General features: G+C 74.0%; 17 protein-coding genes and 1 pseudogene. 6 read left to right on the forward strand and 12 right to left on the reverse strand.

The window, feature by feature from the left end:
• The 4 genes and pseudogenes from ECOMGDLI_RS24180 to ECOMGDLI_RS24190 form a co-directional block, all read right to left on the reverse strand.
• The coding region (locus ECOMGDLI_RS24180) for an SLAC1 anion channel family protein (RefSeq protein WP_198955144.1) at nucleotides 1–1,023 on the reverse strand (1,023 nt) is incomplete at its 3' end.
• Between the two features lie 31 nt (nucleotides 1,024–1,054).
• Nucleotides 1,055–2,455, reverse strand: coding sequence for a rhodanese-like domain-containing protein (locus ECOMGDLI_RS36970; protein ID WP_369812785.1), 1,401 nt, complete (start codon nucleotides 2,453–2,455; stop codon nucleotides 1,055–1,057).
• Nucleotides 2,456–2,728: 273 nt separating this feature from the next.
• A pseudogene (locus tag ECOMGDLI_RS36975) lies at nucleotides 2,729–3,433 on the reverse strand (sulfite exporter TauE/SafE family protein); the annotation flags it as partial.
• Entirely contained in the window at nucleotides 3,430–3,753 is a 324-nt protein-coding gene (locus ECOMGDLI_RS24190; protein ID WP_088319419.1) for a rhodanese-like domain-containing protein, read from the reverse strand. The pseudogene ECOMGDLI_RS36975 and the gene ECOMGDLI_RS24190, both read right to left, overlap by 4 nt.
• A 165-nt stretch (nucleotides 3,754–3,918) precedes the next feature.
• Between ECOMGDLI_RS24190 and ECOMGDLI_RS35500 the strand changes: the two genes are divergently transcribed.
• Complete coding sequence (locus ECOMGDLI_RS35500; protein WP_088319420.1) at nucleotides 3,919–4,092, forward strand: hypothetical protein; 174 nt, start codon at nucleotides 3,919–3,921, stop codon at nucleotides 4,090–4,092.
• The gene (locus tag ECOMGDLI_RS24200) at nucleotides 4,092–4,499 is read left to right on the forward strand and encodes a hypothetical protein (protein ID WP_088319421.1); all 408 of its coding nucleotides are present in this window, start codon (nucleotides 4,092–4,094) and stop codon (nucleotides 4,497–4,499) included. Before ECOMGDLI_RS35500 ends, ECOMGDLI_RS24200 begins: the two co-directional genes overlap by 1 nt.
• Before the next feature lie 32 nt (nucleotides 4,500–4,531).
• Here ECOMGDLI_RS24200 and ECOMGDLI_RS36475 read toward each other — a convergent pair whose 3' ends face one another.
• The 4 genes from ECOMGDLI_RS36475 to ECOMGDLI_RS24220 all read right to left on the reverse strand — a co-directional run bounded on the left by ECOMGDLI_RS36475 (nucleotide 4,532) and on the right by ECOMGDLI_RS24220 (nucleotide 8,834).
• On the reverse strand, nucleotides 4,532–5,326 hold the full coding sequence (locus tag ECOMGDLI_RS36475; RefSeq protein WP_088319422.1) for a sigma-70 family RNA polymerase sigma factor: 795 nt from the start codon (nucleotides 5,324–5,326) through the stop codon (nucleotides 4,532–4,534).
• Nucleotides 5,327–5,348: 22 nt separating this feature from the next.
• A complete protein-coding gene (locus ECOMGDLI_RS24210; protein ID WP_088319423.1) occupies nucleotides 5,349–5,567 on the reverse strand; it encodes a DUF2892 domain-containing protein in 219 nt (72 codons plus the stop codon).
• A gap of 166 nt (nucleotides 5,568–5,733) precedes the next feature.
• On the reverse strand, nucleotides 5,734–7,617 hold the full coding sequence (locus ECOMGDLI_RS24215) for an adenylyl cyclase (RefSeq protein WP_198955145.1): 1,884 nt from the start codon (nucleotides 7,615–7,617) through the stop codon (nucleotides 5,734–5,736).
• 158 nt (nucleotides 7,618–7,775) lie between these two features.
• Nucleotides 7,776–8,834 (reverse strand): LacI family DNA-binding transcriptional regulator, encoded by a 1,059-nt coding sequence (locus ECOMGDLI_RS24220; protein ID WP_088319424.1) that lies wholly within the window; start codon nucleotides 8,832–8,834, stop codon nucleotides 7,776–7,778.
• A gap of 154 nt (nucleotides 8,835–8,988) precedes the next feature.
• Between ECOMGDLI_RS24220 and ECOMGDLI_RS24225 the strand changes: the two genes are divergently transcribed.
• On the forward strand, nucleotides 8,989–9,888 hold the full coding sequence (locus tag ECOMGDLI_RS24225) for a fumarylacetoacetate hydrolase family protein (protein ID WP_233153613.1): 900 nt from the start codon (nucleotides 8,989–8,991) through the stop codon (nucleotides 9,886–9,888).
• A gap of 43 nt (nucleotides 9,889–9,931) precedes the next feature.
• Here ECOMGDLI_RS24225 and ECOMGDLI_RS24230 read toward each other — a convergent pair whose 3' ends face one another.
• Nucleotides 9,932–11,644 carry an ABC transporter ATP-binding protein gene (locus ECOMGDLI_RS24230; RefSeq protein ID WP_369812786.1) on the reverse strand — a complete coding sequence of 571 codons (1,713 nt, stop codon included), beginning with the start codon at nucleotides 11,642–11,644 and terminating at the stop codon, nucleotides 9,932–9,934.
• Between the two features lie 248 nt (nucleotides 11,645–11,892).
• On the opposite strand from ECOMGDLI_RS24230, the gene ECOMGDLI_RS24235 reads away from it, so the two are divergent.
• A complete protein-coding gene (locus tag ECOMGDLI_RS24235; RefSeq protein WP_088319425.1) occupies nucleotides 11,893–12,342 on the forward strand; it encodes a MarR family winged helix-turn-helix transcriptional regulator in 450 nt (149 codons plus the stop codon).
• Between the two features lie 13 nt (nucleotides 12,343–12,355).
• Here ECOMGDLI_RS24235 and ECOMGDLI_RS24240 read toward each other — a convergent pair whose 3' ends face one another.
• Both ECOMGDLI_RS24240 and ECOMGDLI_RS24245 read right to left on the reverse strand, forming a co-directional pair.
• Nucleotides 12,356–12,664, reverse strand: a complete 309-nt coding sequence (locus ECOMGDLI_RS24240) for a DUF1971 domain-containing protein (RefSeq protein WP_088319426.1) — start codon at nucleotides 12,662–12,664, stop codon at nucleotides 12,356–12,358.
• Between the two features lie 49 nt (nucleotides 12,665–12,713).
• Nucleotides 12,714–13,676 carry a peptidoglycan-binding protein gene (locus ECOMGDLI_RS24245; RefSeq protein WP_158221131.1) on the reverse strand — a complete coding sequence of 321 codons (963 nt, stop codon included), beginning with the start codon at nucleotides 13,674–13,676 and terminating at the stop codon, nucleotides 12,714–12,716.
• Between the two features lie 253 nt (nucleotides 13,677–13,929).
• Here ECOMGDLI_RS24245 and heR point away from each other — a divergent pair, with 253 nt between their 5' ends.
• Nucleotides 13,930–14,736: a heliorhodopsin HeR gene (heR, locus tag ECOMGDLI_RS24250; protein WP_088319428.1), complete on the forward strand. Its 807-nt coding sequence runs from the start codon at nucleotides 13,930–13,932 to the stop codon at nucleotides 14,734–14,736.
• Between the two features lie 118 nt (nucleotides 14,737–14,854).
• Nucleotides 14,855–17,254 (forward strand): FdhF/YdeP family oxidoreductase, encoded by a 2,400-nt coding sequence (locus ECOMGDLI_RS24255; RefSeq protein WP_088319429.1) that lies wholly within the window; start codon nucleotides 14,855–14,857, stop codon nucleotides 17,252–17,254.
• On the opposite strand, the gene idi is transcribed toward ECOMGDLI_RS24255, so the two are convergent.
• The gene (gene idi / locus ECOMGDLI_RS24260; RefSeq protein ID WP_198955146.1) at nucleotides 17,247–17,843 is read right to left on the reverse strand and encodes an isopentenyl-diphosphate Delta-isomerase; all 597 of its coding nucleotides are present in this window, start codon (nucleotides 17,841–17,843) and stop codon (nucleotides 17,247–17,249) included. The genes ECOMGDLI_RS24255 and idi overlap by 8 nt on opposite strands.
• Nucleotides 17,844–18,051: the final 208 nt, after the last annotated feature.

Consider the following 18,051-nt stretch of genomic DNA (forward strand, 5'->3'; position numbering starts at 1 on the left):
CTGCGGGTCGTCGTCCGGCAGCGCCGGGTCCGGGAGGCAGATCTCGCCCCGTCGGACGGCGAGCAGCGTGCGGACGCCGAGCCCGGCGACCACCAGGCTCAGGACGGCCAGGACGGTCGAGCCGAGCCACGTGAAGCCTGGTCCCGGCCCGGCGGCGCCGGCCCCGAAGAACGCGGACGCGGCAGCGGCGAGCGGGAACGTGTACGCCCAGCCGGAGATCGCGAACGGCAGGCGGACGAGCGCGGGTGCCTGCGTGGCGAGCAGCAGCAGCTGGAAGAGCGTGACGTCGAGCAGGATCTGGCTCGGCGCGTCCCCGAAGATGCCGCCGAGGCGCACCCAGGCCAGGGCGGCGACAGCGGGCGGTGCCACGAGGACGGCGAGGGTCGGCGAGAGCCGGCCCGGCAGCGCCCCGCCGAGGACCAGCCGGCCCAGGACGATCGGCAGCAGGGCCAGCCAGTAGACCAGCCCCACGGAGAAGAAGAACCACGAGATCTGCCCGGGGCCGTGCGCGACCCCTGCGAGCGGCACGACGAGGTTGCCGACGACGGGGATGAACCACGCCGGGTGCACGTGGTCGAGCGTGAACCGCGGGTCGCCGATCCAGGTCCGCAGGACGTCGAGGGTGAGGACGAGCTGTGCCGGTGCCCCCACCCACCACAGGACGGCGGAGAGCGTCGGTGCCGTGTCGAGGAACGCTGCGGAGAGGATGACGAGGGCGATCGTCGCGGTGGGCACGAAGGCGAGCTTCACCGGGTGCCGCCACTCGGCCCGGACTGCGGGCAGGTGGCGCACCACCTTCGCGAGGTAGGCGCTCGCGACGACGGCGAGGACGGCGGCGGCGAGCCAGGCGAGTGCGGTCCCGACGGCGGGGGTGACGTGCCCGGTGCGGGCGGCGCGCTGCCAGGCGAGCGACGTGCCCGCCAGCCCCATGACGACGGCGAAGACGGTGACGGGCAGGTGCTCCAGACGGGCCCTGGCCCCCGCCGCGGGTGCGGCGGGGGCCAGGGCTGCGGTGTCGGTCACGAGGTTGCTCCGGGGAGGCGGCGGCTGGCGGTCAGGCGCTGACGGGCTCGTTCATCGCCTGCCAGGCGGCGAACCCGCCGACCAGGTCGGACACGTCGCTGCGGCCGGCGTTGCGCAGCAGACTCGCGGCGACGCTGGAGCGCCAGCCGCCGGCGCAGTGCAGGACGACGGGCCGCCCGGCCGGGATCTCGTCCATCCGGCGCCGCAGCTCGGCGAGCGGGATGTGCAGGGAGCCGGGGATGTGCCCGCCCTCGCGCTCGCCGATGTTGCGCACGTCGACGACGACGGGCGCGTCCGCGGCGTCCGCGGCCTCGCCGGTCGTCAGCTCGGCGAGGCGGCCAGGGGTGAGCCGGCTGCCGTGGTCGACGTCGCCCGGGCGGTCGAGCATGACCGCCTCGGGCCGGGCGAGGTAGCCGACGACCTTGTCGAAGCCGATGCGGGCGAGCCGGGTCGCGACCTCGGCCTCGCGGCCGTCGGGGGCGACGACGACGACCTCCTGGTCGGCGGTGAGCACCATCCCGGCGGTCTCGGCGAAGCGGCCGTCCGCGGGGACGTTGAGGGACCCGCGCAGGTGGCCGGCAGCGAAGTCGGTGACGTCACGGGTGTCCAGGACGGTCGCGCCACGGCTCACCGCGGCGTCGAACGCGGCGGCGTCGAGCGCCGGGACGGCGGCGTCGGCGTCGTAGACCTCGCGGTTCTTCCGGTTGAGGATCGCGTCGTAGACGAAGTACTCGGGGGCCGACGGCTGCCCGGCGGTGACGAGGGTGACGAAGTCCTCCTGGCTCATCGGCTGGCAGGCGTAGTTGAGCAGCCGCTGCTGGCCGATCGTCGACTGCCGCTCCGTCGAGAGGTTCTTGCCGCACGCCGAGCCCGCGCCGTGGGCGGGGAAGACGCGGACGGCGTCGGGCAGGCCCATGAGCTTGCGCTGGATCGAGTCGTACAGCTGGATGCCGAGCTCGTCGGCGGTGACGCCGATCGAGGCGAGCAGGTCGGGGCGGCCGACGTCGCCGATGAAGAGGGCGTCACCGGTGAGGACGCCGTAGGCCACCTCGTCGTCCGCGTGCTCGTAGACCAGGACGCTGATCGACTCCGGGGTGTGGCCCGGCGTCTCCATGATCTCCAGGGTGACGTCGCCGAGGGAGATCCGCTCGCCGTCCGCGAGGGCCCGGGTCTCGAACTCGGCCTGGGCGACCCGGCCGTAGCCGATCCACGCACCGGTCGCCTTCGCGAGCTCGAGGTGCCCTGAGAGGAAGTCGGCGTGGAAGTGGGTGTTGACCATCCCGACGATCGTCAGGCCCTGGGCCTTCGCGTCGTCCAGGTACTCCTGGACGTCGCGGCGCGGGTCGACGACGACGGCCTGCCCGGTCGAGGTGTCGCCGACGAGGTACGAGGCCTGGGACAGGCAGTCCACGTAGTACTGCGTGAACACCATCGTCGAGGGGCGGGCCGTGGCCGGGGGGGTCTGGGGGTCGGACATCTGCGTCTCCTGACGGCTCGGGGTGCGGGTCGAGGTGTGGGGCGTCGCAGGCCCCTGCGGGTCGGTCAACAGGGTCAACTGTATACCCCGGGGGGTATATTTCCAACGGTGGGTGCGGGCGGTCGCGAGCAGGGCTCCGGCGCTCAGCAGCGTGACCGCGACGGCTGCGGCGGTCCAGCGCGCCGCGCCCGCGGGGACCTGCTCGACGAGGACGAGTGCGGCGATGGCCAGGACCAGTGCGGCGAAGGCGCGGCGGAGGCGGTCGGCCGGGATCCGGCCGGCGAGCCGGCTGCCCGCGAGGCTCCCGAGGACGGCGGACGCCGTGACCGCCAGGACCAGCGGCCAGGGCAGCGAGGTGCCGGCGAGGTGGCCCGCGAGTCCGGCTGCGGACTGGAGGGTGATGACGAGCAGGGACGTCCCGACGGCCGCGGTCATCGGCAGCCCGGCGACGAGGACGAGCGTGGGCACGATGACGAACCCGCCGCCCGCTCCGACGAACCCGGTGACGACGCCGACGGCGGTGCCGAGCCCGATCGCGGCGGGCACGCGCAGCTCCTCGCGACCCGTGTCTCCGCCGCGCCGGCCGCGGAGCATCCCGACCGCGGCGGCGAGCATCATGAGGGCGAAGGCGCCGAGCAGGACCGGCCCCGGGACGAGGGCCGAGACCCGGCCGCCGCCGTAGGCGCCGGCCATGCCTGCGGCGCCGAGGAGCAGGCCGGTCCGCCAGCGCACCCGCCCGGCCCGTGCGTGGCTCAGCAGGCCGACGCCGCTCGTGACGCCGACGACGAACAGGGACCCCGCGGTCGCCTCGTGCGGGTCGAGGCCGCCGACGTACACGAGCAAAGGGACGGCGAGGATCGAGCCGCCCCCGCCGAGCAGGCCGAGGGACACCCCGACGGCGAGTGCCAGGACGACCGTCAGGGTCGCGGTCACGACGTGCGCGCCCCGGTGACGACGGGGCGGCCGGAGCGGATCCAGCCCGACGTGCCGCCGGCCACGGACAGGGCCCGCAGGCCCGAGGCGGTGAGTGCTGCGGCGGCCCGCAGGCTGCGGTTGCCGCTGGCGCAGATGACGTAGATCGTCCGGTCCTCGGGCAGGCCGGCGGCAGCCCCCGCGAGGGAGCCGGCGGGGACGAGCCGCGCCGTCGGCACGTGGCCCCCCGCGTACTCGTCGGGCTCCCGGACGTCGATGAGGAACGCGTCGGGCTGGACCGCCGCGAACGACTCGAGGTCGACCTCGAGCTGTGTCGTCATGGTTCTCTCCTCGGTCGTCGGCGACCTGCTCTTGATGTCTATCCGGAGTTCCGGATGTCCGTACAATAACCCCGTAGGTCGAAGTTGAGCAAGTGATACCCCCAGGGGTATAAAGTCGGTGCAGTCGAGCGCCGAAGCCACCGTCAGACCTACGGAAGGACCACCATGTGCCGAGCCGCCACCTGCCCCGCTTGCAGCAAGACCACCTGGAAGGGGTGCGGGCAGCACGTCGACCAGGTCATGCGCAACGTCCCGAAGAACGACCGTTGCCGCTGCACCGCGGAGATGAAGGCGGCAGCCCAGCCGCCGTCCTTCCTCTCCCGGCTCTTCGGCCGTTGATGCGTCTGCGGCCGCCCGGTCGCGCGACGTGGGCCCGTGACCCCCGCCGTGCCGCGACGGCGGCGCTGGTCACGGGCCCGCTCGCATGGCTGTTCCATGACGCCGCGACACCTGCCGCGGCCTGGTGGGCCTGGCCCGGCGCCGTCCTGTGCGCCGTGCTCGGTGCGGTCGCCGTGGCCGGCTACGTCGCACCGCACGGGTCGGGCCGCCTCGTCGAGCGCGGCTGCACGCCGTGCGCCGTCGTCCCGGCCGCGAGCATCGTGGGCGGGCTGCTCATGCTCGACACCACCCCGGGCGGCGGCGGCATGCTCACCGCCGTCGTCCTGCTCGTGTTCGGCCTGCAGCAGCGCCGCACGTCCGCAGCGGCGTGCGCGGTGCCGGTGAGGGTCGCGCCGCCGGGTGCGTGACGTCGCGCCGCGCCGCGCGACGGTCCGACGGGTCAGTCCGTCGCCCGGTCCAGCAGCGCCCCGACCCGGCGTGCGAGGTCGGGCGGGACGACGGAGTCGGGGTCGCGGTCGCCCTGCCGGGTGCGGCGGTCGCCGAGCGCCTCGGTCGTCGCGACGAGCGCGGCGTACAGCGGGGGGCACGTCGGGCATGCCTCGAGGTGCCGGACGACGAGCGCGGCCTGCGCGTCGTCGAGGTCGCCGTCGAGGAAGTCGCTCACCTGGCTGCGGGCGTCGCGGCAGCGCATGGGCACTCCCTTCAGGGCGGCCCGGCGCTCCGGGCCGCGCGCGAGCTCGGAGACGAGCATCATCCGGCCGCGGCGCAGTCGTTGCTTCGCCGCGGGCAGGCTCACCGACTGGACGGTGGCGACCTCCAGGGCGGTCAGCCCTTCGACGTCGTGCAGGAGCACCGCCGAGCGGTACGGGACGGGCAGGTGGACCAGTGCGTCCTCGAGGTCGGCGCGGGTCTGGGCCCGCAGGGCGACGGTCTCGGCGTCGACCGTGTAGGCGTCGTCGCCCCACAGGGTCTCGACGGCCTCGGCCACGTCGTCGACCGGGACCTCACGGCTGCGTCGCGCCCGGTCGACCGCGAGGTTGTGCAGGATGCGGTGCAGCCAGGTCGCGGGGGAGGAGTCGCCGCGGAAGGTGTCCGCCTTCTCGAGGGCGCGCGTCAGGGTCTCCTGGACGAGGTCCTCGGCCTGGGTCCGGTCGCGTGCCAGGGTCCTCGCGTACCGGTACAGACCCGGGACCTCGTCCAGGAGGGCGGCTCCGAGCACGTCGCGGGCGTCCATCGCTGCGACGGTAGCCCCTCGGTCAGTGCACCTGGCTCTTGGGCATCGGGCAGGTGCTCAGGCCGAAGACGCGGTACAGCGGGCAGAACCCGACCGCCGCGGTGACGAGCATGACGGCCCCGACGACGAGCAGGACGATCCCGAGCGCCGAACCGGCGCCGACCGTGAACGCGACGACGGCGGCGACCACCGCGACGACGAGGCGGATGATGCGGTCTGCGGTGCTCTCGTTGCGGACCATGACGACCTCCTGGTGGATGCCCCGCTCCCTGCGGGGTCGGCGCATGGACGCCGTCGGGGCCGGGAGCGATACAGGATCCGCGGTGTGACCCGCACGACACCGGCCCGCACCCCGAAGGGGGTGCGGGCCGGTCGTCGTCCGGGACGCCCGGGTGGGGCGCCGGGACTCAGGGGTAGCTGACCACCGTCACCGGGATGTCGGCGTTCGCGATCGTCGACGGACCGCCGACCCCGTTGACGACGTTGTCGATCCCGCCCTTGCCGTTGTTCGGGTCGAGGAAGATCGTCAGCAGGTTGGTGAGGCTGCCCTTCGGGAGGGTCTTCGGGACCTCGAACGCGTTGTCGGCGAAGATGTCCAGGCCCTGGTTGAAGAAGCTGTAGCTGCCCGCGCCGGTCATCGTGAAGGCCTTGACCCGGTTCGAGACCTTGAGCGCCGGGTAGCCCTTGACCCCGCCCGGACGGCTCCACGCCGCCTGGCTCGGCGGGTCGTACGGCATCTCGTTCTGGAAGAAGACCACGTTGCCGCGCTGGCCGTTCCAGATGACCTCGGTCTTCTGGTAGTGCTCGACGAACAGGCCGGTCGCCGTGACGTCGTCGCCGTTGACGACGAGCCCGGTGTCCGCGGTGTTGACGGTCCAGCCGACGGTGCCGGGGTTGCCGTGGTCGGCACGCCACAGCCAGAGGTTGTCGAGCAGGGCGTCGTCGCTGTTGACCTCCATGGTGACCGTCGCCTTGCCGACCTGCGGGCCGCCGATCCGGACGAAGACGTCCTGCAGGGCCACCGGGGTGCCCGAGCGGCGCCCCTTGTCGTCGCGGGAGCCGATCCGGATGAGCAGCTTGGAGTTCACCGGGCCGGCGTCGACCATGACGCCGGCGATGTCGATGCCGCGGGCGTCCGCGACGTCGAGCACGAGCGCGCCGCGCTGCGCCGACAGGGACGGCAGCCCGAGGCCCAGCACGACCGTGTTCGCGCGCTCGACCTCGATGGTGCGGGCGACGTCGTAGACGCCCGGCGTGAGCAGCAGGTGCTTGCCACGGTCGAGCTGCTCGTTGATCGTGCGGACCGAGGTCGACGGCTTGGCCACGAAGAACCTCGACAGCGGGACGGACGTGCCCGGGGTCGGGCCGTTCTCCCACGTCGTCCCCGTCGAGTCACGCCGCAGCGACGGGACGAAGACGTTCCAGCCGCCCTTCCCGTCGACGTAGAGGTACGGCTTCTCCTTGCTCACCGGGGTCTTCGCGAGCGTCGTGTAGGGGCCGCCGCACGTCGCGGCGTCCGCCGGGAAGCACGTCGCGGGTGCGCCGTTCACGCCGGAGAAGACCTGGTTCCAGACGCCGTTCGACCAGGTGCCGACCGTGCTGTCCCGGGTGTACCACTGCTGCTGCGAGCCGCTGATGACCAGGCCCGCCTTGGAGTCGGCGATGAAGCCGCCGCTCGCGAAGGACGGCGCGCTGCAGTAGTCCATGAGCGAGAGGTTGCCGCCCGTGACGTTGACGCGGCGCATCGGTGCCGCCTGCGAGACGGCCCAGAAGGTGGCGGAGTCGCGGCAGCCGTCCTGCCCGATCGCCTTGACGTCGATCGTGAGGTTGGACAGCGAGCGCCAGAAGTTGTTCAGCGCGATGCAGCTCTGGCCGCCGTTGCCGTCGGGGAAGCACCGGTTGACGACGTCGACGTGGCCGTTGATCGTCACGTCGGTCGGGTTGAGCCCGAGCCCGGCGACCTCGGTGTAGTAGCCGACCTTGACGTTGAGGGGGGCCTCGGCGCTGCCGTAGGTGCCCGGCTTGAAGAGCAGGGCGTACCGGTCGCTGCCCATCTCGTTGTCGATCTGCTTCGCGGCGATCTCGTCGATCTTCGCCTGGATGGCGCTCGTGGCCATCGACGGGTCGAAGACGGCGACGTTCGGGCCCAGGTCGGGGTCGCCGGTGGCCGCCGAGGCCGGTGCGACGCCCGTGGCGAGCGCGACGCCGGGCACGACGAGGGCCGCGGCGAGGGCCAGGGCGCCGACGGTGCGGCGGGGGCGGGCGGTGGACGGCGGACGCGTGGGACCCATGGCTGCGAACCTGCTTCCTCGGAGGCTGCTGCGCGCTGAGAGAGCGCTCTCCCGGCAGAGACAACCACAGGGGCCAACGGGGCACAAGGGGGAGATACGGACAGTGGTTTGTCAGGTCGTGCCGACGGCGAGCGGACGGCGTGCGGCAGGTCGTCCGGTCAGGCCGACTCGCGGACGACGAGCGTCACCGGCAGGACGACGCGATCGGTGCCGTCGTCGTCCGGCAGGTCGGCGTCGGCCGGCAGGACGAGCCCTGGGCGGGTCCGCGCCAGGAGCATCCGGACCATCGCCCGGCCCTGGGTCACCGAACGCTGCCGCACCGTCGTCAGCGGCGGCTCGGTGAGGGTCGCCATCCGGATGTCGTCGAAGCCGACGAGCGCGACGTCGTCCGGCACCCGGCGGCCCGCCCGGCGCAGCGCCTTGAGCGCGCCCATGGCCATGAGGTCGTTCGCGGCGAAGAGGCCGTCGAGGTCGGGGACGCGCTCGAGGAGCCGCTGCGTCGCGGCCTCCCCGCCGTCCACGGTGAAGTCCCCGCGCTCGACGCGTGCGCTGCGCCAGGCGCGGCCGAGCCCGGCCCGGAAGCCGGCGAGCCGGTCGATGCCGGCGGCCATGTCGGCGGGCCCGGCGACGGTGCCGACGACGGTGCGCCCCAGACCCGCGAGGTGCCGGGCGGCCGCGGCCCCGCCGCCGACGTTGTCGTTGTCGACCGAGGGGACGTCGAGCCCGGCCTGCAGCGGGCGGCCGCCGATGACGACGGGGATCCCGGCCGCGACCATGGTCGCCGGCAGCGGGTCGTGGCCGGCGTGGCCGGAGACGAGGAGCACGCCGTCCACGGGGGCGGTCGTGAGGTAGCCGGCGATCCGGTCGAGGTCGCCGTGGGACTGCGCCATGAGGAGCGTGATCTGGAGGCCGAAGGCCATCGCCTCCTGGCTCACGCCGCGGACGACGTCCCCGAAGAACGGGTCGCCGAAGACGCGCTGGTCCGGCTCGGAGGCGACGAGCGCGATCGTGTCCGTGCGCCGCGTCACCAGCGAGCGGGCCGCCTGGTTCGGTACGTACCCGAGGTCGGCGACGGCCTGCTCGACGCGCTCGCGCAGGGCCGGGTCGACCGAGGCGAAGCCGTTGACGACCCGGGAGACGGTGGCCCGCGAGACCCCGGCGCGGGCGGCGACCTGCTCGAGGTTGGGGCGCGCGGCGGCGCGGTGGGTCGTCGTCACGGGGCACCTCCTCGCGCCTGGCTCGCGGGTCCGGACAGGGCCTGCCGGTCACCTCAGCGTAGGGGCCGCGGGGCAGCGGCCGGGCGGCGCGGGTGCCTAGGCTGGGCCGCGACCCACGCCGGGCCGACCGGCTCCCCGCCCTGGAGGAGGTCCCGTGCCGGACCAGATCGTCCGTCTCGCCACGCCGTCCGGGGTGGTCGTCGCGCTCGCCCCCGACGGCGACCCGGGCGCCGCGCGGCGGCTCGCCGCGCCGTCCGTCGCCGACCTCCTCGCCGGTGACGGCGCCGCGTTCCGACGGGCGGTCGGGGCGCCCGGCGAGCCCGTCGCGGGCCCGGTGCGGCTGCTGCCGCCCGTCGACGGGCTCACCGAGGTCTGGGCCTCGGGCGTGACGTACCGGCGGTCCAGCGAGGCCCGCCAGGAGGAGAGCGCCGTCGCCGACGTCTACGCGCGGGTCTACGAGGCGCAGCGCCCGGAGCTGTTCCTCAAGTCGGTCGCGTGGCGCGCCGTCGGTCACGGCGAGCCGATCGGCATCCGCACCGACTCCGGTGTCGACGTCCCCGAGCCCGAGCTCGCGCTCGTGTGCACCGCGAGCGGCGAGGTCGTCGGGCTGACGGTCTGCGACGACGTCTCGTCGCGGACGATCGAGGGCGAGAACCCGCTCTACCTGCCGCAGGCCAAGACGTACACGGGGGCCTGCGCCCTCGGGCCGGGCATCGTCCCGCTGTGGCAGGTGGACGACGTCCGCGACCTCGGGATCGAGGTCGCCGTGCTGCGCGGGGGAGCGGTCGTCTGGTCGGGGTCGACGTCGACGGCCGCGATCCACCGCAGCCTCGACGACCTCGTCGAGCACCTGTTCCGGGCGCAGCGGTTCCCCGCCGGGGTCGTGCTCTCGACCGGGACGGGGATCGTTCCCGAGCTCGACTGGACGCTGCTGGCGGGGGACGTCGTCCGGGTGTCCGTCGCCGGGGTGGGGGTGCTGGAGAACCCGGTCCGGGACGTCGCAGGCGACGCGTTCGACTGGCTCACGCCGGACCCGGCGCGGACGCCGGGCTGACCCGCCCGCCGTCCGCCACCCGCTGTCCGCCGCCCGCCGTCGGTCAGGCGGCCAGTGCCGCGTAGCGGCCGTCGCGTGCGACGAGCTCGGTGTGCGTGCCGGTCTCGACGGCCCGGCCGTGGTCGAGGACGACGATCCGGTCGGCGTCGCGGACCGTGGACAGCCGGTGCGCGATGGTGATGGTCGTGCGGCCCGCGGACAGCCGGTCGAAGGCGCCCTGGACGGCGCGCTCGGTCTGGGTGTCCAGGGCGCTCGTCGCCTCGTCGAGGACGAGCACCTTCGGGTCGCGCAGCAGGGTGCGGGCGATCGCGATGCGCTGCTTCTCGCCGCCGGAGAACCGGTGCCCGCGCGAGCCGACCATCGTGTCGTAGCCGTCGGGCAGGGACGCGATGAGCTCGTGGACCTGCGCGGCGCGGGCCGCAGCCTCGATCTCGGCGTCGGTGGCGTCCGGCTTGGCGTAGCGCAGGTTCTCGCGGACGGTCGTGTGCAGCAGGTAGGTCTCCTGGCTCACGACGCCGACGACCTTCGCCAGGTCGACCAGGCGCAGGTCGCGCAGGTCGACGCCGTCGACGGTGATCCGGCCGGCCGTGGGGTCCTGGAGCCGGGCGACGAGCCCGGCGAGGGTGCTCTTGCCGGAGCCGGTCGGCCCGACGAGCGCGAGCGTCGTCCCCGCCGGGACGTCGACGGTGACGTCGTCGACCGCGGGGGAGTCGCTGCCCGGGTAGGTGAAGGTGACGCCCTCGAGCCGGACGTGGCCGCGGACGGCGGCCGGGTCGACGTCCACCGGCTCGGCCGGGTCGTCGACGTCGACGGGCAGGTCGAGGTACTCGAAGATCCGCGCGAAGAGGGCGAGCGAGGAGACGAGGGAGACGCCGACGTTGAGCAGCCCCATGAGCGGGCGGAAGAGGTTGGCCTGCAACGCCGTGAAGGCGACGAGGGTGCCGATGGTCATCCCGCTGCGGGTGGCCGGCAGGCCCGCGGCGAGGTAGATCGCGGCCGGGATCGCCGCGAAGATGATGCTCATCGTGGCCATCCGCCAGCGGCCGGCGAGCTCGGAGCGCAGCTCCAGGTCGATGAGCCGGGTGGACGACGCGGTGAACCGGTCGACGAGGGACTGCCCGGCGCCCATCGTGCGGCTCAGCTGGATCCCGTTGATGGACAGGCCCTCGTCGATGACGACGTTGAGGTCGGCGAGCTCGCGCTGGCGCTGGGCGGTGATCTCGCGGCGCATCGACGCGACGCGCCGGGTCAGGGCGATCGCCGGCGGCATGACGACCAGCGAGATGAGGGAGAGGCGCCAGGAGAGGGCGAGCATCGCGACGGCGGTGGCGATCGCCGTCGTGAGGTTCGAGGCGATGGACGTCGCGGTGGACGTCACGACCCCCTGCATGCCGCCGATGTCGTTCGTGATGCGGGACTGGACCTCGCCGGTGCGGGTCCGGGTGAAGAAGCCGATCGACTGCCGCTGCAGGTGGGCGAAGACGCCGGTGCGCAGGTCGTGCATGACCGACTGGCCGACCCGGGTGCTGATCCACGTCTGGAGGACGCCCAGCACCGAGGTGGCGGCCGCGACGGCGACCATCGCGGCGACGAGCCGCACGAGGAGCGCGACGTCCTGCTGCGGCAGCGCGACGTCGATGACGTGGCGCAGGAGGAAGGGCGAGGCCATGGCCACGACGGACGACGCGACGATCGTCGCGACGACCACGGCCAGCGGGCGGCGGTGCGGCAGGAAGAGGGCGCCGATCCGGCGCAGCGAGACGCCGCGCGCCTGGGCGCGCTCGGCCTCGGTGACGCGGCGGGGGCCCCGGCCGCCCGGGCCTGCGGGCGCCTCGGTGGGTGCGCCGTCCGGGGTCGGGCTCGGGGTCGGGCTCGGGGTGGTGGTGCGGGTCCTGGGTCTGGTCGTGATGTCCGTCAAGGGCGTGCCTCCTGGGGTGGGGTCCTCATTTCTTGAGGTTACCTCATTATGAGGGGGTAACGCGATGTGTTGCTAGTCTGTTCCCCGTGCCCGATCCCGACGACCTTTCGCTCCCCGAGGCGTTCACGACCGTCGCGCGGACGCTGCACCACCGGTCGGCCAAGGCGTTCGCCCCGCTCGACGTCACCCCGGGCCAGGCCCGCGCCCTGCGCGTGCTGACCCGCCACGGCGAGATGCGGATGAGTGCGCTGTCGGAGCACCTGCGGATCGCACCGCGCTCGGGCACCGAGGTCGCGGACGACCTCGAGCGCCGCGGGCTGGTCCGGCGGCGCCCCGATCCTGACGACCGCCGTGCCGTCCTCGTCGCCCTCACCGCGCAGGGCGAGCAGGTCTCCGAGCAGGTCCGGGCGGCCCGGTCGGCCGAGGGCGACGCCTACTTCGCCGCCCTCAGCGACGCCGACCGGCAGGAGCTGGCGCGGATCCTGCGGGTGCTGCGGGCGGCGCACCCGGTGGGCCGGCCGGGGGGAGCGGGATGACCCTGCACGAGGACTACCGGGCCGTCGACCCGTCCGCGACCCGGTAGAACTCCACGGCGAAGGCCGCGGCGCCCTCCGGCTCGACGTGGTGCGGCAGACCGGGCGGGATGACGACGTGCCCGCCCGCGGTCACGGTGACCGGGGCGTCCGGGTCGTCCTCGAAGCGGAACACGACCGTGCCGGCGCGGACGACGAGGCGGCCCCAGACGCCGTCCGCGACGCGGTGCGCGCGGAGCAGCCCGGCCGGCACGGTGCCGGCGTCGAAGTCCGGTGTCGTGCGCACGTGCTCGGCGCCGGCGGGCAGCGCGGTCGGGCGGTCCATCCGGCGGGTCCTCCCGGTGCGCGTCGACGGGCGTCCGCCCCAGCATCACCTACCCGGTGCAGGGCAGCGACCTCGGCAGCCTGGTCGGGGTCGTGCCGTCGTACGCCGCGCACAGGGCGAGCCCGCGCGCGGTGAGGCCGGAGCGGATCTGGCCGAGCGCCGTCGGGTTGAAGGCGTTCCAGCCCATGTGCATGAGCACGGTGTCCCCGGCCCGGGCGTTCGTGACGACGTAGGTGACGACCTGGGCGGCGGTCTTGCCCGTCCAGTCCCGGGTGTCGACGGTCCAGGTCCACTGCCGCATGCCGGCCGCGGTGTAGGCCGTAGCGACGGTCGTGTCCGACGCGCCGTACGGCGGCCGGCCGAAGTTCGTCACGACGCCCGGGGCGGCGAGCTGGGTGAGCACCGAGGCGTAGCTGATCGTCGTCAGGTCCGGGTGGGAGACGGTGTGGTTGATGACGTACTGGCCGTGGGATCGGGCCAGCACGGCGAGGTCCACGCCCTGGTTGCGGTACTTGGTCAGGCAGCTGCCGGTCGGTGCGAGCACGAGGCCGACACCGGCCGCGTCGGCGGCCTCGACCATCGCGCGGAAGGCCGCGACCGACGGCGGGCAGTCGTCGAACGTCGCGACGACGCGCGACGTGGTGTTCGGGCCGCGGCCGCGGTTGTAGGCGGCCCCGGTGCCGAGCTTCGCCCACGTCAGCGGACCGATGATCCCGTCCGCCTCGAGCCCGAACTCCTTCTGGAACGCCCGGGCGGCGCGCAGCGTGGCGTTGCCGAAGTCGCCGTCGGCACCGGCCGACCCGACGCTGTAGCCCTTGGACACCAACGCCTTCTGCGCCACGACGACGCAGGTGCCCGAGTCGTGCAGCCGCAGCGTCGGCCGCTGCGCGACGGGCGTCGAGGTGCTGCACGACCGGACGGCGGCGCCCGCGGGTTCCGCCGTGAGGACGAGCTGGCCGGCGGCCAGGACGACCGCGGCGAGAAGGGTGAGAAGACGCGAACCGTGCCGCATGGCCACCACCCCCATGGTTGGCGCGTGCACTGCTTCCATTGTCTCCCGGCGGGTGCGCCGGCGCGCAGGACGGCTGTCCTGCGGAGCACCCGCCGTCCTGCGTGCCTGCGGTTCGACGACCAGTGGTTCGACCTGCACCCGCTGCGGACGGTGGAGCAGCGCGTCGGGCGGTGACGGGCTACCTTGACCACGTTGCCCCGGACCCGGCGACGGTCTGCGCACACCGCGCAGCGCGAGGGCATCGGAGCCAGCCATGGTCGACCCGGACACGACGTCCGAGCACCTCCGCCCGTCCCGGGTCGCATCCGGGGTCACGCCGGCGCGGCTCGCGGACCTGCACCGGTGGAACCTCGGGCTCGCCGTCCTGCACCTCGGCCAGGCGGTCGCCGTCCTGGCGCTGGGCGGCGCCTTCGCCATCACTGTCACGTCGTCGGTGCCCACCGGGCCGCCCGGGTCCCCCGCGGGGGCGCCGGAAGGGCTGTTCGACGTCCGGATCGCCTGGGCCGTGGCACTGTTCCTGGCCCTGGCGGCCGCCGACCACCTCCTCACCGCGACGTCGTCCCGCGGGGTCTACGAGAGCGACCTGCGCCGGGGGATCAACCGGTTCCGCTGGGTGGAGTACTCCGTGAGCGCCACGCTCATGGTGATCCTCATCGGCTTCTACTCCGGGCTCACGGGCCTCGACGTCGTGATCGCCGTCGCCGGCGCGAACGTCGGCATGATCCTCTTCGGGTGGCTCCAGGAGCTCATGAACCCGCCCGGGCGGGCGGCCACGACGATGCTGCCCTTCTGGTTCGGCACCCTCGTCGGCCTCGCACCCTGGATCGCGATCGGCTTCAACGTGCTCGCCGCCGACACCGTCCCCGGGTTCGTGTACGGGATCGTCGTGACGCAGGTGGTGCTGTTCTTCAGCTTCGGACTCAACCAGTGGCTGCAGTACCGCGGGGTCGGCCGCTGGGGCGACTACGCCTACGGCGAGAAGACCTACCTCGTCCTCAGCCTCGTCGCCAAGTCCCTCCTCGCCTGGCAGATCTTCGCGGGCTCGCTCGCCGGTTCCTGACCCGCCCGCGGGGGACGAGTGCGGCTGCGGACGGCGGCCCGCGTGCCTACGGTCCGGTGGCCAGGGACTGCGGGCCGCCGAACGGGCCCGTGCCGCGCCGGCCGCAGTGAGGAGAGCCATGACCACGCCAGCCCCGCAGGACGACGTCCCGGCGACCCAGGTCGAGGTGGGGCCGCCGAAGACGACCGCCGCCGGCGTCCCCGCCGTGCTCGTCGCGCTGAACCGGTCCCGTGAGCAGATGGGGGTCGTGCGGACCGCGCGCACGCTGACCCGGCTCAACCAGGCGCACGGGTTCGACTGCATGGGGTGCGCGTGGCCGGACCCGCGCCCCGGCGACCGGTCGCGGGCCGAGTTCTGCGAGAACGGCGCCAAGGCGGTCGCGGAGGAGGCGACGGTCCGCCGGGTCGGGCCGGACTTCTTCGCCGCGCACTCGTTGCAGGACCTGGCGACCCGGTCGGACTACTGGCTGGGGCAGCAGGGCCGGCTGACCCACCCGATGGTCCGGCGGGACGGGGCAGACCACTACACGCCGATCTCCTGGGACGAGGCGTTCGCCCTCGTCGCGTCCCGCCTGCGGGCGCTCGGCTCCCCGGACGAGGCGGTCTTCTACACGAGCGGCCGGGCCTCCAACGAGGCGGCGTTCGTCTACCAGCTGTTCGTGCGCGCGTTCGGCACGAACAACCTGCCCGACTGCTCGAACATGTGCCACGAGTCGACGTCCGTGGCGCTCGCCGAGACGATCGGCATCGGCAAGGGCAGCGTCTCGCTGGACGACGTCCACCAGGCCGACCTCGTCGTGATCTGCGGCCAGAACCCCGGGACGAACCACCCGCGGATGCTCACCGCGCTGGAGAAGGCCAAGCAGCGCGGAGCGCGGATCCTCGCGGTGAACCCGTTGCCGGAGGCCGGTCTGCTCGGGTTCCGCAACCCGCAGACCCCGCGCGGCGTCAGCGGCGTCGGGACGACGCTCGCGGACCTGCACCTGCCGATCCGGACCAACGGCGACCTCGCCCTGTTCCAGGCCGTCGGGGCGCTGCTGCTGGACGCCGACGCCGCGGGCGGGGTGCTCGACCACGACTTCGTGGAGCGGCACACCGAGGGCTTCGAGGCCTGGCGCAAGCACCTCGCCGAGCTCGACTGGGACCGCGTGCTCGAGGCCACGGGGCTCGACCGCGCGCAGATCGAGCAGACGGCGGCGATGTTCGCCGGCTCCCGGCGGACCGTGATCTGCTGGGCGATGGGCATCACCCAGCACCGGAACGCGGTCGCCACGATCAAGGAGATCGTCAACGTCGCGCTGGCGCAGGGCAACATCGGCAAGCCGGGGGCGGGTCTGTGCCCGGTGCGCGGCCACTCGAACGTCCAGGGCGACCGGACGATGGGCATATGGGAGAAGCTGCCCACCCACTTCGGCGACGCGCTGCGGGACGAGTTCGGGTTCGAGCCCCCGCGCCGGCGCGGTCTCGACGTCGTCGACTCCGTCCGCGCCCTGCGCGACGGCTCGGCGAAGGTCTTCGTCGCCCTCGGCGGCAACTTCGCCGCGGCGGCGCCGGACACGCCCGTGACGTACGCCGCCCTGGAGTCGGCCGACCTCACCGTGCACGTCTCGACCAAGCTCAACCGGTCGCACGTCACCGCGGGCCGGACGTCACTCATCCTGCCCACGCTGGGGCGGACCGAGGTCGACCTGCAGGAGTCGGGCCCGCAGTCGGTCTCCGTCGAGGACTCGATGTCCGCCGTCCACCTCTCGCACGGGCCGCTCGACCCGGCCGGCCCGCTGCTGCGCTCCGAGGTCGCGATCATCACCGGCCTCGCCGAGGCCACCCTGGGCTCCGCCCCGGAGGGCAGCCGCATCGACTGGGCCGCGATGCGGGCCGACTACCGGCGGATCCGCGAGCACATCGCGCACGTCGTCCCCGGGTGCGAGGCGTACCCCGAGAAGGTCGAGCAACCGGGCGGTTTCGTCCTGCCGCACCCGCCCCGGGACTCCCGGACGTTCGAGACCCCGGACGGCAGGGCCCAGTTCACCGTCAGCCCGCTCGACGTCCTGCGGGTGCCCGACGGCCACGTGCTGCTCCAGTCGCTGCGCAGCCACGACCAGTTCAACACGACCGTCTACGGGCACGACGACCGCTACCGCGGGATCTCCGGCGGTCGCGACGTCGTCATGGTCCACCCCGACGACATCACGGCGTTCGGCCTCGAGGCCGGGGGCCTCGTCGACCTCGTCGGCACCTGGGAGGACGGCAGCGTCCGGGTGGTCCGCGGGTTCCGGGTCGTCCCCTACGACACGCCGCGGGGGTGCGTGGCCGCCTACTACCCGGAGGTCAACCCGTTGGTGCCGCTGGACTCCACGGCGGTCGGGAGCAACTGCCCGACGTCCAAGTCCGTCGTGATCCGGCTGGCGCCGACCGCGTCGGCGGACCACGCGGCGGTCCGGGCGTTCGGGCCGAGCCCGCGGCCCGTCGGCTCCGACGACCACCACAAGAGCGGCGTGCAGCCGCACCACCTCAGCTGAGGGGCGCGCTCCCGGGCCGGGCCAGGCAGCCCGCGTCGATCAGCTGCCCGAGCTGGAGCAGCGCCCACGGGCTGTAGGTGCCGGCGCCGGCGGCGACGTCCGCGACGAGGTCGTCGACGGTCGTCCAGCGCCACTCGGCGACCTCGTCGGGGTCCGGGTCGAGGTGGTCGTCGGCGAGCCCGGCGAGGAACACCGGGCACACCTCGTTCTCCCGGGTGCCGTCCGCCATGGTGGCCTCGTAGCGGAAGTCGGGCAGCACGACGCGGACGCCGGTGACCCGTGTCCCGAGCTCCTGCCGCGCCCGTCGGCCGAGGGCGGCCTCGGGCGGCTCGCCCGGGCCGGGGTGGCCGCAGAAGGCGTTCGTCCAGATCCCGGGCCACGTCCGCTTCGACTCGGCCCGGCGGGTGAGGAGGACCCGCCCGGCCGGGTCGACGACCCAGCAGGAGAACGCCAGGTGCAGCGGCGTCGTCCGGGTGTGCACGTCGGCCTTCAGGGCGGTGCCGCAGGGGCGTCCGTCGTCGTCGAGCAGCACGACGAGCTCGAGGTCGGACCGGGGCGGGGCGTCCTGGGCGTCGAGGTCCATGGTCATCAGCATGCCTCCCGGACGCCGGGACGGCCCGCCGATGCAGGCACGGGCCCGCGGCCGTGCGGGCGGACCGGCGTCCTTGGGCCCCCTTCCGCAGCGTCCGGCGGGCGTAGCGTCGATGACGCCCGGGCGCAGCCCCTGGCCCGGCATCCCGAGGAGGCACCCATGTCTCAGCGTCTGGCCGGACGTCCCGCAGCCGCCACCCCCGCAC

The organism is Kineosporia sp. R_H_3 (assembly GCF_002198675.1).
Taxonomy (GTDB): domain Bacteria; phylum Actinomycetota; class Actinomycetes; order Actinomycetales; family Kineosporiaceae; genus R-H-3.